Source organism: Nocardioides sp. (assembly GCF_030149505.1).
Taxonomy (GTDB): domain Bacteria; phylum Actinomycetota; class Actinomycetes; order Propionibacteriales; family Nocardioidaceae; genus Nocardioides.
Genome location: NZ_JASBRN010000012.1, coordinates 1 through 15,102 on the forward strand (window position 1 = coordinate 1; position 15,102 = coordinate 15,102).

General features: G+C 72.5%; 16 protein-coding genes and 3 tRNA genes. 7 read left to right on the forward strand and 12 right to left on the reverse strand.

The annotated features are described in order from the left end of the window. Positions 1–106: 106 nt before the first annotated feature. The 3 genes from Q1V71_RS01610 to Q1V71_RS01620 form a co-directional block, all read right to left on the reverse strand. On the reverse strand, positions 107–517 hold the full coding sequence (locus Q1V71_RS01610) for a restriction endonuclease subunit S (protein ID WP_300639821.1): 411 nt from the start codon (positions 515–517) through the stop codon (positions 107–109). Beyond that, entirely contained in the window at positions 517–1,971 is a 1,455-nt protein-coding gene (locus tag Q1V71_RS01615) for a class I SAM-dependent DNA methyltransferase (protein ID WP_300639824.1), read from the reverse strand. The genes Q1V71_RS01610 and Q1V71_RS01615 overlap by 1 nt, the downstream gene beginning before the upstream one ends. Positions 1,972–2,308: 337 nt before the next feature. Continuing rightward, positions 2,309–2,381, reverse strand: a tRNA-Arg gene (locus tag Q1V71_RS01620). Positions 2,382–2,831: 450 nt separating this feature from the next. Between Q1V71_RS01620 and Q1V71_RS01625 the strand changes: the two genes are divergently transcribed. Continuing rightward, positions 2,832–4,673: a phosphoenolpyruvate carboxykinase (GTP) gene (locus tag Q1V71_RS01625; protein ID WP_300639827.1), complete on the forward strand. Its 1,842-nt coding sequence runs from the start codon at positions 2,832–2,834 to the stop codon at positions 4,671–4,673. A gap of 251 nt (positions 4,674–4,924) precedes the next feature. Then, positions 4,925–5,989: a LuxR family transcriptional regulator gene (locus tag Q1V71_RS01630; protein ID WP_300639830.1), complete on the forward strand. Its 1,065-nt coding sequence runs from the start codon at positions 4,925–4,927 to the stop codon at positions 5,987–5,989. A gap of 112 nt (positions 5,990–6,101) precedes the next feature. Here the strand turns inward: Q1V71_RS01630 and Q1V71_RS01635 are convergent, their stop codons facing one another. The 3 genes from Q1V71_RS01635 to Q1V71_RS01645 form a co-directional block, all read right to left on the reverse strand. Continuing rightward, complete coding sequence (locus tag Q1V71_RS01635) at positions 6,102–6,236, reverse strand: hypothetical protein (RefSeq protein WP_300639833.1); 135 nt, start codon at positions 6,234–6,236, stop codon at positions 6,102–6,104. Positions 6,237–6,430: 194 nt separating this feature from the next. Continuing rightward, positions 6,431–6,524 (reverse strand) — tRNA-Ser (locus Q1V71_RS01640). 139 nt (positions 6,525–6,663) lie between these two features. Then, positions 6,664–7,131 (reverse strand): hypothetical protein, encoded by a 468-nt coding sequence (locus tag Q1V71_RS01645; protein WP_300639836.1) that lies wholly within the window; start codon positions 7,129–7,131, stop codon positions 6,664–6,666. Between the two features lie 160 nt (positions 7,132–7,291). Between Q1V71_RS01645 and Q1V71_RS01650 the strand changes: the two genes are divergently transcribed. Then, positions 7,292–7,376 (forward strand) — tRNA-Ser (locus Q1V71_RS01650). Between the two features lie 39 nt (positions 7,377–7,415). Here Q1V71_RS01650 and Q1V71_RS01655 read toward each other — a convergent pair. The 3 genes from Q1V71_RS01655 to Q1V71_RS01665 form a co-directional block, all read right to left on the reverse strand. Beyond that, the gene (locus tag Q1V71_RS01655; RefSeq protein WP_300639838.1) at positions 7,416–7,646 is read right to left on the reverse strand and encodes a biotin/lipoyl-binding carrier protein; all 231 of its coding nucleotides are present in this window, start codon (positions 7,644–7,646) and stop codon (positions 7,416–7,418) included. A gap of 140 nt (positions 7,647–7,786) precedes the next feature. After that, a complete protein-coding gene (locus Q1V71_RS01660; protein ID WP_300639841.1) occupies positions 7,787–9,028 on the reverse strand; it encodes a hypothetical protein in 1,242 nt (413 codons plus the stop codon). Between the two features lie 11 nt (positions 9,029–9,039). Further along, positions 9,040–9,822: a carbon-nitrogen hydrolase family protein gene (locus Q1V71_RS01665; protein WP_300639844.1), complete on the reverse strand. Its 783-nt coding sequence runs from the start codon at positions 9,820–9,822 to the stop codon at positions 9,040–9,042. Positions 9,823–9,869: 47 nt separating this feature from the next. Here Q1V71_RS01665 and Q1V71_RS01670 point away from each other — a divergent pair, with 47 nt between their 5' ends. The 4 genes from Q1V71_RS01670 (at position 9,870) to Q1V71_RS01685 (ending at position 12,988) form a co-directional block, all read left to right on the forward strand. Next, the gene (locus Q1V71_RS01670; RefSeq protein ID WP_300639847.1) at positions 9,870–10,481 is read left to right on the forward strand and encodes an NTP transferase domain-containing protein; all 612 of its coding nucleotides are present in this window, start codon (positions 9,870–9,872) and stop codon (positions 10,479–10,481) included. Positions 10,482–10,694: 213 nt separating this feature from the next. Beyond that, positions 10,695–11,024: a DUF6457 domain-containing protein gene (locus Q1V71_RS01675; RefSeq protein WP_300639849.1), complete on the forward strand. Its 330-nt coding sequence runs from the start codon at positions 10,695–10,697 to the stop codon at positions 11,022–11,024. Between the two features lie 339 nt (positions 11,025–11,363). Further along, entirely contained in the window at positions 11,364–12,347 is a 984-nt protein-coding gene (locus tag Q1V71_RS01680; RefSeq protein ID WP_300639852.1) for an NAD(P)H-quinone oxidoreductase, read from the forward strand. A 14-nt stretch (positions 12,348–12,361) separates the two neighbouring features. After that, positions 12,362–12,988 (forward strand): bacterial proteasome activator family protein, encoded by a 627-nt coding sequence (locus Q1V71_RS01685; protein ID WP_300639855.1) that lies wholly within the window; start codon positions 12,362–12,364, stop codon positions 12,986–12,988. Positions 12,989–13,130: 142 nt separating this feature from the next. On the opposite strand, the gene Q1V71_RS01690 is transcribed toward Q1V71_RS01685, so the two are convergent. From Q1V71_RS01690 to Q1V71_RS01700, 3 genes are read right to left on the reverse strand one after another with little or no spacing between them, the layout of a single operon-like run. Then, the gene (locus Q1V71_RS01690) at positions 13,131–13,784 is read right to left on the reverse strand and encodes a hypothetical protein (RefSeq protein WP_300639858.1); all 654 of its coding nucleotides are present in this window, start codon (positions 13,782–13,784) and stop codon (positions 13,131–13,133) included. Positions 13,785–13,801: 17 nt separating this feature from the next. Further along, positions 13,802–14,605 carry an HAD family hydrolase gene (locus tag Q1V71_RS01695; protein WP_300639861.1) on the reverse strand — a complete coding sequence of 268 codons (804 nt, stop codon included), beginning with the start codon at positions 14,603–14,605 and terminating at the stop codon, positions 13,802–13,804. Continuing rightward, on the reverse strand, positions 14,598–15,101 hold the full coding sequence (locus Q1V71_RS01700; RefSeq protein ID WP_300639864.1) for a GNAT family N-acetyltransferase: 504 nt from the start codon (positions 15,099–15,101) through the stop codon (positions 14,598–14,600). The genes Q1V71_RS01695 and Q1V71_RS01700 overlap by 8 nt, the downstream gene beginning before the upstream one ends. Between the last annotated feature and the right edge of the window lies 1 nt (position 15,102).

Consider the following 15,102-nt stretch of genomic DNA (forward strand, 5'->3'; position numbering starts at 1 on the left):
CGACGTGCTGGCCCGCGCCCAAGCCGTCGACACCATCGTCGAGGAGGTGACCACCGAACCCGACCTCCAGGCCCTCACAGCCTGACTGACACCCCCAACCGAGGGATCAACCTCGTACACCACCCCAGCGGACTTGACCGGCGCCGTTGCCGAGCGACTGCAGGTATCCGGTCTTGGCCTTTAGCCAGTGATAGAGGAACTTGGCGTGGACCTGTGGGCCAAGCACCAGGCTCTTGAACCCTTGATTGGTCGCCATCGGGACCGTATTGATGGCGACGTGCCCAATCGGTGCGCGTGAACTCAGGAGCACTGACCCTGCGGGTAGGACTGTGGCCGCGCAACTCTTGACGCCCGCGTCGGTAAGTTTCCGCGGAGTCGCCGAGATATACGCGCCGTCGAGTTTGCCTAGGTCAGCGGGCGTTGCCCACTCGATGTCGCCGTCCCAGTACTCCGCAACACCGGTCTTGGGCGTCGCGCCGGACACGATCTTGGCGATAGCCCCAAGGGGCACAGTCATCACGAGAGCATCGCCTTCAGCTCGGCGAGACCTTTGGCAAGCTCTTCTTCGATGGTCTCGATATCGGCGATGATCTCCAGCGGCGCACGATGCTCGATCTCGTCGAGGACGATCTCCTTGTAGCGACTTAGGGAGAGGTCGTAGCCCTGGGCGACGATGTCGCCCTTCGGTACGAGAAACGATTGCTCGGTGCGCGCGCGCTGCCGCTCACCGTCGCGGTGCTGCCAGCGAGTGAGCAGATCTGGGAGGTCGTTCGCCCCCACCGGGTTGCGCTTGTCGTCGAGTGAGAACCCATCGGCGCGGACGTCGTAGAACCAGACATCGTCGGTGCCGCCGGAGTTGGTCTTAGTGAAGAACAGGATCGCCGTCGAGACGCCGGCGTACGGCTTGAAGACTCCGGACGGGAGCTTCACGACGGCGTCGAGCTTCTGTTCTTCTACCAGCATCTTGCGTAGCGCCTTGTGCGCAGTACTCGAGCCAAAGAGCACGCCATCGGGGACGATCACTGCTGCGCGGCCGCCTGGCTTGAGCAGCTTGAGGAACAGAGCGAGGAAGAGAAGCTCGGTCTTCTTCGTCTTGACGATCCGTTGGAGGTCCTTCGCCGTCGACTCGTAGTCGAGGGACCCGGCGAAGGGCGGGTTGGCCAGGATCAGTGTGTACTTCTCCGCATCCCCGGCTGCCCCCTCGGAGAGGGAGTCGCGGTAGCGGATGTCAGGGGACTCGATGCCGTGAAGCAGCATGTTCATGCTGCCGATGCGGAGCATGGTGGAGTCGAAGTCGTAGCCGTGGAACATCGAGGAGTGGAAGTGCTTCCGCTGCGCCTGGTCGAGTAGCGCGTCGGCGTGGGTCTCGCGGACATACTCGCTGGCGGCGACGAGAAAGCCGCCGGTGCCGCAGGCGGGGTCGCAGATTTCGTCGCCGGGCTGGGGTGCGGTCATCTGCACCATCAGGTCGATGATGTGGCGAGGGGTGCGGAACTGGCCGTTGACGCCGGCTGAGGCGATCTTGGAAAGCAGGTACTCGTAGAGGTCACCGTTGGTGTCGCGATCTGCCATCGGGATGTCGTCGAGCATGTCGACGACCTTGGACAACAGCGCCGGAGTCGGGATCGTGAACCGCGCGTCCTTCATGTGCTCGCTGTAAGTGCTGCCATCGCCAAGGCCGCGCAAGAACGGGAAGACCTCGTCGGCGATCGTCTGGTGCATGACCTCGGGCGAGGTGTTCTTGAACTGGCTCCACCGCAGGTGCGCCTGACCGGGCAGGAACACCGGGTTTTCCACGGCGCCTCCGGTGACCCGGGCCTTCTTCTCGGCCAACGTCTGGATGTCGTCGAGGCGGCGGATGAAGAGCAAGTACGTGATCTGCTCGATGACCTCGAGCGGGTTGCTGATGCCGCCGGACCAGAAGGAGTCCCAGACGCGGTCGATCTTGCTCTTGAGCTCACCCGTGATCACGGATTTACCTTAGTGACCGTCGGACAGATGGGCGTGGACATGGCGGACCTCCTGCGGCCCAGTCCCTCTGGGCAGCCTTGCAGGATGTCGGAGGCCTCCGACAACGAGGTCGAAAGGTCACCCGAAGCCGCCTCGTCACGGCGCTGACAGGGGCATTTCCGGCCTCCGACCAGTGGCTCTGGGGGCGGCTCCGGCGAGGCAACTGTGCCCGCATTGTGCCCGCGCAGTGCCCGGAGGCGGTTTCGAGCAGTGTGCCTGCCGGTTCACCGACCCGGCCAACTAGTCGCGGGAAAGACAAAACCGCAGGTCAGCGGGCTCACCTGCGGTTCGTGTCTTGCGCGCCTGTAGGGATTCGAACCCCAAACCTTCTGATCCGTAGTCAGATGCTCTATCCGTTGAGCTACAGGCGCCCATCCTGCACGGGGCTGCCGCGAGGACTGGTTGATACTAGCGAACCCGCCCGCTGGTGCCGAATCGACGGGTCGAGCAGCTCGTCGGGACAGACCGTCGGGGGCTGCTCTCGTCAAAAGGCAGACCGATGTGACGAGCCGCTCTCGGTTCCCCGCCTGGGGTCGGGGCCGCCGCGCCTTCGAAGGCACCTTCGGTCTGCTGTTTGACGACGCGCTGACCTCTCACGAGGTGCTGACCGGCCGCGTGCCCCACAGGCGGCGATCCAGCCTGTGACCTGGCCCACGAGTCTTGGCTCGATCCAATATGCGGACGCGAACGTCCGAAGTTAGGGTCACGCCAGCCGGGCGGAGCCCTCGTCTCGAGCGGTGGCCCGGCGCTCACGAGCGTGGCCGGCAACGGCGCCACAGGTCCACCTCGAACCCCATCCAGGCGAGACCCGAAGAGGCCAGATGACCGTCACGCAGGACTCCCTCGACCTCAGCGACGCCCCCACGACGCACGAAGGCATCCTGTCCTTCGTCCGCGAGGTGGCCGCGCTGACTCAGCCCGACGCCATCCACTGGTGCACCGGCTCCGACGAGGAGTGGGTCGTGCTGACCGAGGCCCTCGAGGCCACCGGCACGTTCACCCGGCTCAACCCGCAGATCAAGCCGAACTCCTTCTACGCCGCCAGCGACCCGATCGACGTCGCGCGCGTGGAGGACCGCACCTACATCTGCTCGGTCGACGAGAAGGACTGCGGGCCCACCAACAACTGGATGGACCCCGAGCAGATGAAGGGGATCATGCGCGGCCTCTACGAGGGCTGCATGCGTGGTCGCACGATGTACGTCATCCCCTTCGTCATGGGCCACCTCGAGGCCGAGCGCCCGATGTTCGGCATCGAGCTGACCGACTCGGCGTACGTCACCGCCTCCATGCGGGTCATGGCGCGCATGGGGTCGCAGGTGCTGGACAAGATGACCGAGACCAACGCCGACTACGTGCAGGCGATCCACTCCGTGGGCATGCCGCTGGCCGAGGGCCAGGCCGACGTCGCGTGGCCCTGCAACGACACCAAGTACATCGTGCAGTTCCCGGAGGAGCGCGCGATCTGGTCCTTCGGCTCCGGGTACGGCGGCAACGCGCTGCTCGGCAAGAAGTGCTACGCGCTGCGCATCGCCTCGGTCATGGCCCGCGACGAGGGCTGGCTCGCCGAGCACATGCTGATCCTCAAGCTCACCAGCCCGCAGGGCGTCGTGAAGTACGTCGCCGCGGCGTTCCCCTCCGCGTGCGGCAAGACCAACCTGGCCATGCTCAAGCCGACGATCCCGGGCTGGAAGGTCGAGTCCATCGGCGACGACATCGCCTGGATGCGGATCGGCGAGGACGGCCGCCTCTGGGCGGTCAACCCGGAGTACGGCTTCTTCGGTGTCGCCCCCGGCACCAACGAGCACACCAACCCGCACGCGATGGCCACCATCAACAAGGGCAACTCGGTCTTCACCAATGTCGCCCTGACCGAGGACGGCGACGTGTGGTGGGAGGGTCTGGAGAACCCGCCGGCCAAGGCCACCTCGTGGAAGGGCGAGCCCTGGACCCCGGATTCCGAGGAGCTGTCCAGCCACCCCAACAGCCGCTACTGCACCCCGATCAAGCAGTGCGACATCCTCGCCCCGGAGTTCGACGACCCGCGCGGCGTCCCGATCGACGCGATCCTCTTCGGCGGTCGTCGCAAGACCACTATCCCGCTGCTCTTCGAGGCCCGCGACTGGACCCACGGCACCTTCCTCGGCGCGACCCTCTCCTCGGAGACCACTGCCGCCGCGATCGGTGCGACCGGTGTCGTGCGCCGCGACCCGATGGCGATGCTGCCCTTCATCGGCTACAACGCCGGTGACTACTTCAGCCACTGGATCAACGTCGGCAAGGACAACGACGAGTCCAAGCTGCCGAAGATCTTCTACGTCAACTGGTTCCGCCGCGCCCAGAACGATGACGGCAGTGAGGGCGGCTTCCTGTGGCCGGGCTTCGGCGAGAACTCCCGCGTGCTGAAGTGGGTCGTGGAGCGCCTCGACGGTCAGGCCGCCGCGGTCGAGACCGCCATCGGCCACGTGCCGGCGCCGGGCTCGCTCGACACCGAGGGTCTCGACATGACCGACGAGGCGCTGGCCGCCGCCCTGCACGTGGACGTGGAGGAGTGGAAGGCCGAGGTCCCGCAGATCCAGGAGTGGTTCGAGAAGTTCGGCGACGACCTCCCGACCGTCCTGTGGTCCGAGCTCGACGGCCTCAAGGCGCGCCTGGGCATGTGAGCCACCGCCCCCCGTGGGCCTCTGCGAGCCCGTCCCGGTGCGCTGGGGCGGGCTCGCGGCGTCGTACGGGGTCTGGGGGCGCGCTGCGCTCGCAGCTCGACCCGCCGTGGGGGTCGGGGTTTCGAGACGGTTGCTGCGCAACCTCCTCAACCGCCGACGGCGGTGGGGCGGTCTTGAGGGGCAGGACCTGCCAGTTGCAGGAATGTGCAACGCTTGGCCACCTCGGGACGGATCGACGAAGGGAGCGCCCGGTGTCGACGTACGGGCCGGAGCAGCGGGCCCTGCTGGAGTCCGAGGGCCTGGCGTTCTTCGAGCGGGTCCTGGAGGAGGACGGCATCGCCGTCGACGACGAGCGGATCGCCGAGGGCGGCCCCGACCGCGCGGCACTGGAGCTGCTCAGCAGGCTCGGGCTGCTGCTGCTCGACCCCGACGCGGACCGCTGGCTGCCCGAGGACCCGGCCCGAGCCCAGTCGCGCGTGGTCTCGCCGCTCGCCAGCGAGAGCGCCCGGCTGCTGCAGGAGTCCGGCGACTGGGCCGAGGCGTTCACCGGCGTCACGACCGCCTGGCGCCGCGCCCCCCGCTCCGATGCACGTGGCCCCTTCACCTACCTGCGCGACGAGGCCATCGGCACCTTCCTCGCCGGACTCGTCGCCGAGGTCGAGACCGAGATCCTCACCGCGCAGCCGCAGGCCGGCCGCGACGCCCAGACCCTGGCCGCCGCCGCTCTGCGCGACGTCGCCGCCCTCGAGCGCGGGGTCAAGATCCGCACGCTCTACCAGCACTCCGCGCGCCGGTCCTCGGTCACCCACAAGTACGTCGCGGACGTGACCGCCCGCGGCGCGGAGGTGCGCACGCTGGACGAGTTCTTCAACCGGATGATCATCGTCGACCGCCGGGTCGCGCTCATCCCCGGCGCGGAGGACCTGCGGGTCGCCGTCGCCGTGCGCGAGCCGTCGATCATCGCCTACCTCGTCGACGTCTTCGAGCGGGCCTGGGAGCGCGGGCGGCCGTTCGGCGACCGCGAGACCTCGATGCTCAAGGACATCGCCGCCGAGCAGCGCGCCATGACGATCCGGATGCTCATCGAGGGCCACGCCGACCCGGTCTCGGCCAAGCGGCTGGGCGTCAGCCCGCGCACGTACGCCGGCTACGTGGCCGACCTCAAGGCCGAGTTCGGGGTGCAGACCCGCTTCCAGATCGGCTACGCGATGGGTCGGCTCGGCATCACCGGGAGCGAGCGACCCGGCGAGGAGCCGTCGCCCGACGGCGTACCCGGCGGCGCCGGCGGCGCTGGCAGCCCCAGCACAGAAGACTGACCCGGCGCCGGGGGACGTCCGGGCGCCGGGTCAGGTGTCGGTGGCCCAGGGGGGGTGGGTGGCCACCTCGGCCGAGAGGGTGGTCGGCCGGGTCTGCGGGTGGAGCGGAGGGTCAGGGAGCGGTGCGGCAGAAACCGCCGCAGCCCCAGCTGGTGTCCTTGGCCTCGGCGGGCGAGACGGCGCCGAGGACGCCCAGGGACATGATCGAGGTGGCCAGGACGACGCCGGCCTTGCGGAGGATGGTCATGCGGTGTGTCTCCCTCGTGGCTGCGGGCCCACGGAACGGCCCTCGGCACCCATCATGCGTCGGGTCTGCGTGGATACCCACGGCTGCGTCGGCTCACCTCTGTGCAATGCAGAAACCTGCAACTGAGGCGACACCCGAGGGCGAGCCCCGGGGCAGACGGCTCGGCCCCCGACCTGGCGGACGGGGGCCGAGGCTGGCGGAGGCGGAGGGATTTGAACCCTCGATGGGGTTGTAGCCCCAAACCCGCTTAGCAGGCGGGCGCCATAGACCTGACTAGGCGACGCCTCCTCGCGACAGCGCCGACAGGCTACTAGCAGCGCGGCGCGCCCGCCGAATCGCCCGGTGAGTCGGTCGGCGAATCGCCCGCCCCACCGCCGGGGACTGCCGGCGACCTGCCGTCAGCGACCGGGCGCTCCTGCGCGAGCCGTCAGGAGAGCGGGCGGAGCTTCTGGCCGGCGGCGAGCCGGCGCTGCATCTCCCGCACGAAGTCCTCGCGGTCCACCGCCAAGGCCTGCACCGGGATCGTGGTGGCGGTGCCGTCCTTGAGGTGCAGCACGAAGCACGGGATGCCGCGCGGGCTCGCGGTCGCCGCCTGCGCCACGTCGGTCCAGCGCGCGCGCCGGGTGCCGGCGCCGCGCACCAGCCCGACGGCGTACCCGTCCTCGTCGACGCGCAGCACCCACGCCCGCGTGCGCAGCCACCAGCCGAGGCCCAGGACGGCCAGCAGGCCGAGGGCCGCACCGAGGACGAGGAGGTCCGGGGAGAGGTCGGCGGCGGCGACGAGGGCCGTGAGGCCCAGGACGAGGACCGCCAGCAGCACCAGCGCCGGGCCGACCAGCCGGGCGGCGAGGGTGGGCGCCAGGCGGTAGGTGTACGGCGTGGGCAGCGTCGACATGCCCCCATCCTCTCAAGCGGGGTGCAACGCGGGCGCCGGCCGGGGTGGGGGGTGGCCGCCGCGTGTGCGGCGCACCACCGTGCCGTGGAGGGGCGGACGGCGGTGGGCCGGGAGGCGTCTCCTAGGCTGGCGGTGGCCCGGTGCTGCGGCGGCGGGCCGAGGAGAGGTGCCGGAGTGGCCGATCGGAACCGCCTTGAAAGCGGTCGTAGCGAGAGCTACCGCGGGTTCGAATCCCGCCCTCTCTGCCGGCTGGCCGGGAGCGTCCCGGGGGAGTTCCGGGGCGCTCAGGCGCGGAGCGTGAGGAGCACGTCGCCCTCCTGGACGACGTCGCCCGGCGTGACCGTCACCGCGGTCACGGTGCCGGCGTGCTCGGAGATCACCGGGATCTCCATCTTCATCGACTCCAGCAGCGCCACGGTCTGCCCGGCGGCGACCTCCGCACCCGGGGCCACCGTCACCTCGAGCACGTTGGCGACCATCTCGGCCACGATGTCGATCAGCTGTTCGCGGGGCACGGGTCGAACCTAAGGGTTACCGGTGCGTACCCCGATTCGCTCGGCCCGGCGCCGGGGAGTGGCGCTCGAACCCGCGCCGAGTCGCACTCGGATGCGTGCCGAGTCACGCTCGAATACGTGCCGAGTGAGCGGCCCCGCCCTCAGAGCAGGGCGCGGCTGCGGGCGGGCTCGGGGCGCTCGGCGGAGTCCTGCTCGTCGCGGCGGGCACGGCGGCCGCGGGAGCCGGTGAGGCGCAGGTCGACCCGGATGACGGCGTACCCCAGGACCAGGCCGAGGACGAGCCCGTAGAGCACGGAGAGGCCGCTCTCGAGCAGCGCGACCGAGGGGTCGGTGAGCGCGTTGGCGACCGAGGCGGTGCCGGCGGCGCCGAACGCGCAGACCCACCAGCCCTGGCGGCGACGGGCGCGCATGTGGCAGCCCCACGCGAGGGCCGGCACGCCGAGGACGGTCTCGAGGGGCCGCGGGAAGGCGCCGAGGTTCTCCCGGCACCAGCGCACGCCGTCGAGCAGGGTGGCGACCAGGTCGCCGGGGCCGTAGGTGCGCAGCAGCTCGGCGTACCCGACGAAGGCGAGCAGCACCGCGCCGCCCCCGACGGTGGCGAGCAGGCCGCGGCGCCCGAGGCCGTGGAAGCCGGCGCCGAGGCGGTGCACGAGCAGGAACGCGCCGACGAGGGCCAGGCCGAGGGTGACGTACTGGAAGCGCACCACCGTCAGTGCCGGGGCGAAGCCGACCGTCGCCAGCGCGCCGACCGAGGCGACGGCCACCGCGATCGTGCACTCGCGGGCGGCTTCACGGAACCGCTTCGCGGGGACCGTGGTCATGACCGCCAGCACCGCGGAGACGGCGCAGGTCATCACCGCCGCCCCGGTGCGCGCGCGGTCGTCGTCGAGGAGCAGCACGAGGACACCCACCGCCAGGGCCAGCCCGCCGAACACCACGGGCCGGCCGCCGGTGCGGGCCGCGAGCGCCCAGGTGTACGCCGTCACGACGGCCACCGAGCCGGCTCCGCCCAGCCACGACGGCCCGACCGGCACGACCCCGCACACGAGCAGCGCGGTGCCGGTCAGGACGGTCAGCCACCAGGCGACCTGCGGGACGCGGGAGCGGCGGAGCCGGGTCAGGCGCTCGCGCCAGGCGGTGGCGCGGGGGGAGGGCCGGTCGGCGCTGTCGGGGCTGCCGGGGCTGCTGCCGGGGTCGGGGCTGTCGGGGCTATCTGGGTCGGCGGCGGGGATGTCGGCGGCGGGGGCCGGGGCGGGCTCGTCGGACACCCGACGTACGACGGGGCCGACGGCCGGCGAGGCGGGCGCCACGGGTGCCCGGTCGCGACCCCGGCGGACGCGGCGCGGCTTCTCGGCGCGACGTCGGGGGGCGGCTCGGGACACGCCGAAGGACCTTACAGCCGTCGGTTGGCCAGGGAGGGGTTGGTCCGACGGGCCTCGAGCAGGCGTGTGAGGCCCACCTCGGCCCGCACGACCTCGACCTCGTCGGCGCCGCCGGGACCAGCCTCCGCGAGCACGTCGCCGAGCGGGTCGACGACCATCGAGTGCCCGCTGTAGCGCGGCGCGGGCTGGGCGCAGGCCGCGACGAAGACGGTGTTCTCGATGGCGCGCGCCCGCACGAGGGTGCGCCAGTGGTCGACCTTGCGCTCCCCGGCGACCCACGCCGCCGGCACCACGAGCAGCTGGGCGCCCGCGTCGACCAGGGCGCGGGCGTGCTCGGGGAACCGCAGGTCGTAGCAGGTCATCAGGCCGACGACGAGTCCACCGACCTCGACGGTGACCGGGGTGGTGGGACCGGCCGTGAGCCGGTCGGACTCGCGGTAGCCGAAGGAGTCGTAGAGGTGGATCTTGCGGTACGCCGCCACCGCGCCACCCCGCACGAGCAGGGTGTTGAACGGGCGGGTCGGGTCGTCGCTGCGCTCGAAGGCACCCGCGACGACGGTCGTGCCGCGGGCGGCCGCGACCCGGGAGAGCTCGGTGTCGAAGGGCCCGCCCTGCTGCTCCCCCGCCGGGGCGAGGTCGTCGTCGACCGGGCCGAAGTCGCGGGCGAACGCCTCCGGCAGCACCACCAGGTCCGCGCCCTCGGGGACCAGCTCGGCCAGGCGCTCGCGGTTGCGGACCGGGTCGCGGTCGGAGGCGACCTGGACCAGCGCGACCCGGAGCACGGGGTGAGTCATGTCTCCACCCTCCCACCCCGGCCCCGGGGTCTGTGAGAGTGCTGCCCGTGAGCCCGAGCCCGTCCTCACCGCCGCCCGTCCCGTCGTCGCCCTCCGCGCTGGGGGCCTTCTCCGCGGTCGTCCTCGCGGGTGGCACCGCTGCGCGGATGGGCGGGATCGACAAGGCCTCGGTCGAGCTCGGCGGCCGCACGCTGCTGGCGCACGCGCTCGAGGCGGTGCTGGACGCCCGCGAGGTGGTCGTCGTCGGCGACGAGGTGCCGACCGACCGCCCCGTGACCTTCGTCCGGGAGGACCCGCGGCACGGCGGTCCGGTCGCCGGGCTGCTCACCGGTCGCGACGCGCTGCTGCGGCCGCCGCCGCTCCTGGCGGTGCTGGCCGTCGACATGCCCCGGGTCACGCCCGCGACCTTCGACCGGCTGCGGGCCGGGGTCGGCGACGCCGACGGTGCCCGCCTGCTCGACCCCGGAGGCCGGCACCCCCTGGCACTGGTGCTGCGGACCGACCGGCTCGACGGCGTACGGCCCGATCGGGAGGGGCAGCACGGCATGGCGCTGCGGACCCTGCTCGCCCCGCTGCGGCTGGCCGAGCTGCCGACCGTCGGCGAGGAGCACCGCGACGTCGACACCTGGGCCGACCTGCGGGACCTCGCCGAGGACTGAGTCCGCGGCGGCGACCGGGGCCCGCTCGTCACATGACGTACCGAAGTCAGCTGCGGCGGGTCCGTCCCCCGGGGCGTGGCCGGCGAGAGGCACTTCGGTACGTCGTCTGCCGAGCCCGTGCGACCAGACGGCAAGCCCAGGGGTCGGGCCCGCGACGCGCCCGGACCCTGTCGGGGCTTGTCGCCCGTGGTGGCCCCGCGGATAGTGGGCCGGGTGAACCTGCACGACTGGATCGACGAGCTCTGCGACGCGCTGGACCTCGACGCCGAGGTCGACGAGGGCCTCGTGCTGGACCTGGCGCGGGTCGCCGCGCACAACGTCACGCGCCCCGCGGCGCCGATCTCGACGTTCCTGCTCGGCCTGGCCGCCGGGCGCCAGGGCGCCGACCCCGAGAAGGTCGAGGAGCTGGCCGCTCGCGCCCGCGTGCTCGCGGAGTCGTGGGACCGGCCCCGGGGAGCCGACGAGCCGAAGGTCGACGTCGAGGTCCCCGACGACAGCGCCGTGGACCACACCGCGGACGTCCGGGACCTCGAGGACGCCTGAGCCCACGCCTGAGCCCATGTCGTACGGCGGGGACGGGTCTCGTGGCTCGCTCCGCTCGCACCTCGACCACCGGGACAGCGCGGCGCTGCTCCACCAGCGGGACAGCCCCTCTCGGGTCGAGGCCTGCGTCGAGGCCTGGGTCGAGGCCTGAGGACGCGCTCCTGCGCGTCCCCGCACCTCGACCCGCACCTCGACCCCGGCGGGCGCGGCGGGCACGGTCGGACCGGCTGTCGGCACCCCGGCGGTCACCGGTGACGCACGCGGGCCCAGCACCCCGGGCGGGCGAGGCACCCCGGGCGGGCGAGGCCGGCCCCCGGACGGCTCGGTAGCGTCGCGGCCATGCGTGCCGTCGTCGCCCAGGGGACCGGTGGTCCCGAGGTCCTGTCCGTCACCGACGTACCCGATCCCGTCGCCGGGCCCGGCGAGGTCCTGCTCGAGGTGGTCGCCGCGGGGCTCAACCGGGCCGACCTGCTGCAGCGCCGCGGCTTCTACCCCCCGCCCCCGGGCGCCTCCGAGATCATCGGCATGGAGTGCTCGGGCCGGGTGCTCGCGCTCGGCGAGGGCGTGACCGGGCTCGCGACGGGCCAGGAGGTGTGCGCGCTGCTCGCGGGAGGCGGGTACGCCGAGAAGGTGGCCGTGCCCGCGGGGCAGGTCATGCCGGTGCCCGCCGGGGTCGACCTGGTGACGGCCGCCGCGCTGCCGGAGGTCGCGGCGACCGTGTGGTCCAACGTGTTCATGGTGGCCGGCCTGCGCCCGGACGAGACGCTGCTCGTGCACGGCGGTGCCGGCGGCATCGGGACATTCGCGATCCAGCTCGCCCACGCCCTGGGGGCGCGGGTGGCCACGACCGGCGGGACGGCGGAGAAGCTCGCGTTCTGCCGCTCGCTGGGCGCCGACATCACGATCGACTACCGCGAGCAGGACTTCGTGGAGGTCGTGCGCGAGGCCACCGGCGGCCACGGCGCCGACGTGGTGCTGGACAACATGGGCGCGAAGTACCTCGCCCGCAACGTCGACGTCCTGGCGCTCGAGGGCCGGCTGGTCGTGATCGGCATGCAGGGCGGCTCCAAGGCCGAGCTCGACATCAACGCGCTGCTGCGCAAGCGCGGTGCCGTCATCGCGACCTCGCTGCGCTCGCGCCCGGTCGAGGGCAAGTCCGCGATCTGCGCCGGCGTCGTGGAGCACGTCTGGCCGCTGGTCGCCGACGGTAGCGTGCGGCCGATCGTGCACACGACGCTGCCGCTGGACCAGGCGGTCGCGGCCCACGAGCTGATGGAGTCCGGCGCCCACACGGGCAAGATCCTGCTCACCACCGGGGCGTGACTACGGTGGGCGGCATGAGCGAGCAGCAGCAGGCCCCGGCCGACCAGCACAGCGGTCCCGACGCCGACGGCGAGCAGGTCGTGGTCGTCGTCGGTCCCGACGGCCAGCCCCTCGGCACCATCCCCGCCGCACAGGCCCAGGCACTGGCCGCTGCGGCCGCGGGGCAGTCCGGGGACGACGACGACGAGGACGAGCGGCACATCACCGAGCTGGTCGAGCAGCCGGCCAAGGTCATGCGGATCGGCGGGATGATCCGCCAGCTGCTCGAGGAGGTGAAGGCGGCCCCGCTCGACGAGGCCAGCCGCAACCGCCTCCGCGACATCCACGCCGCGTCCATCACCGAGCTCGAGGCCGGGCTGGCCCCCGAGCTGGTCGAGGAGCTGCACCGGCTCTCGCTGCCCTTCACCGAGGACGTCACCCCGTCCGAGGGGGAGCTCCGCATCGCCCAGGCCCAGCTGGTCGGCTGGCTCGAGGGGCTCTTCCACGGCCTGCAGACCGCGATCTACGCCCAGCAGATGGCGGCGCGGGCGCAGTTCGAGCAGATGCGCCGCGGGCTGCCGGTCGGTCCGGGCGGGGCGGCCCCGCAGCCCGGCGCCGAGGCGCCGCACGCGCCGGGCGACTCCGGGGGCATGTACCTCTGACCCGACCGGAGTGCGCATGACGCGGCTCCCGCGTCGTACGCACTCCACTCGCCGTGACCCGGCGCTCGTTCGAGGGCACTCGAACCGGCGCCGACTCACGCTCGAACCGGCGCCGAGTCAGCCCTCACAGACCGGGTCGGGCTCAGCGGCGATTGAGGCGACGTACGACGAAGAGCCCGAGCAGCCCGGCGACGACGAGCGCGGCGCCCGGGGCGACGGCGCGGCTCAGCGGGGCCGGCTCGTCGACGGGCAGCGCCTCGAACTCCGCTTCAGCGGGATCGGCCGGGACCGGCGTCGTGGGGTTGGGAAGGATCCGCTCGACGGCGTCCAGCAGGTCGGCGTCGGCCACGGCGGTGCCGGAGTCACCGGACGCGACGAAGACCGGCGGCTCGGCGACCTGGCCGTCCTGGTCGGTCTGCGCCCGCACGAAGAACACGACCTGCTTGCCCTCCGCGAGGCGTCCGAGGTTGCAGGCGCCGGGCACGCCGCGGGTCGTGAGGACCTGCAGCTCGGCGGGGACGTCGACCCGCGCGGCCTTGTAGACGGCCTCGACGGTGACCTCGTGCACGAGCTCCACCCCGCGGCGGTCGCCCTCGACCGGGCTGGTCGTGACCGAGCGGACCTCGCCGGTGAAGACGGCCTGCGCCTGGCGGGTCTGGGTGGGCACACCGACGTCGGTGCAGGACGGCTCCGGGGCGGCGTACGCCGGCGGGCCGGCCACCAGGGTGACGGCACCGGCCCCGGCCAGCGCGCTGGTGAGCAGCGTCGCGGCGAGGATGCGGGCGGTCGTCAGCACCGGGCCATGGAAGCAGGTCACAGGTCGAAGACACCAGCCAGGACCCGGGCCACGCCGTCCTCGTGGTGGCTCGGCGCGACCTCGTCGGCGACCTCGACCACCGTCGGGTGGGCGTCGGCCATCGCCCACGAGCGGCCGGCCCACGAGAGCATCGGGATGTCGTTGGGCATGTCGCCGAACGCGATGACCTCCTCCGGCCCGATCCCGAGGTCGGCGCACACCATCGCCAGCGTCGAGGCCTTCGTGACCTGCGCGGCGCTGATCTCCAGCAGCGTGGTGGAGCTCGACCAGGTGATGGTCAGCCGGTCGCCGGTCGCGGTCTCGGCGCGGTCCCAGAACTCCTGCGGCCCCAGCTCCTCGTGCCGCGCCAGCAGCTTCCAGGCACCGGCGTCGAGCAGCTCGTCGACGTGCGCGCGCCGCACGACGTCGGGGATCGGGTAGCGCTCCATGAACCCCGGCTCCAGCTCGATGCCGGCCAGGGTCTCGACGGCGTACGCCGTGCCCGGCACCGCCTCGCGCAGCAGGCGGGCGAACTCACGCCCGGCCTCGGGGGTGATCGGGCGCTCGAGCCGCGCACGGTCGGCGGCCACGTCCCAGACGGCCGCGCCGTTGGAGATGACCGCGAGCCCGTGGGAGCCGACGTGCTCGAAGACGTCGCGGGCCCAGCGCAGGGGCCGGCCCGTCACGAAGACGACCGGCACCCCGAGGCGCTCGACCTCCAGCAGGACCTCGCGGGTGTAGTCGGAGACGTTGCCGTCGCGGTCGACCAGGGTGCCGTCGAGGTCGGTGGCGACCAGGCGGGGGCGGGGGTGCTCAGCCACGGGAGACCTCCGGCGGCAGCGGGCGGGCCATCACGAGCCGGCCCTCCTCGTCGGCACCGCGCAGGGTCGTGAAGCCGCTCTTGGCGAGCACGCGGAGGCCGGCGGCGTTGTCGGGCTCGACGCTCGCGCGCATCCGGACCCCGGCGGCGTCGGCTGCGGCCAGGACCGCGGCGAGCGCCTCGGTGGCGAAGCCCCAGCCGCGGGCCTCGGGGACCAGGCCGTAGCCGACCTCGGTCTCCAGCACCTCGTCCGGCGCGAGCGAGGGCGGGCCGAAGCAGCCGATCGAGCCGAGCACGGTGGTGCCGCGCACGATGCTGCGCGGACCCCACGGGTCACCGTCGGTCCAGAGCGTCGCGGCGTCGAGGTCGTCGGCGCGCGGGAAGTCACGGTGCCACTCGGGCCGGCGGCGGCCCGCACGCAGGTCGGCGACCACGTCGGAGGACCACAGCGGCAGGACGAGGCGCTCGGTGGTGAGCACGGGGGCAGGGGCGGGCATG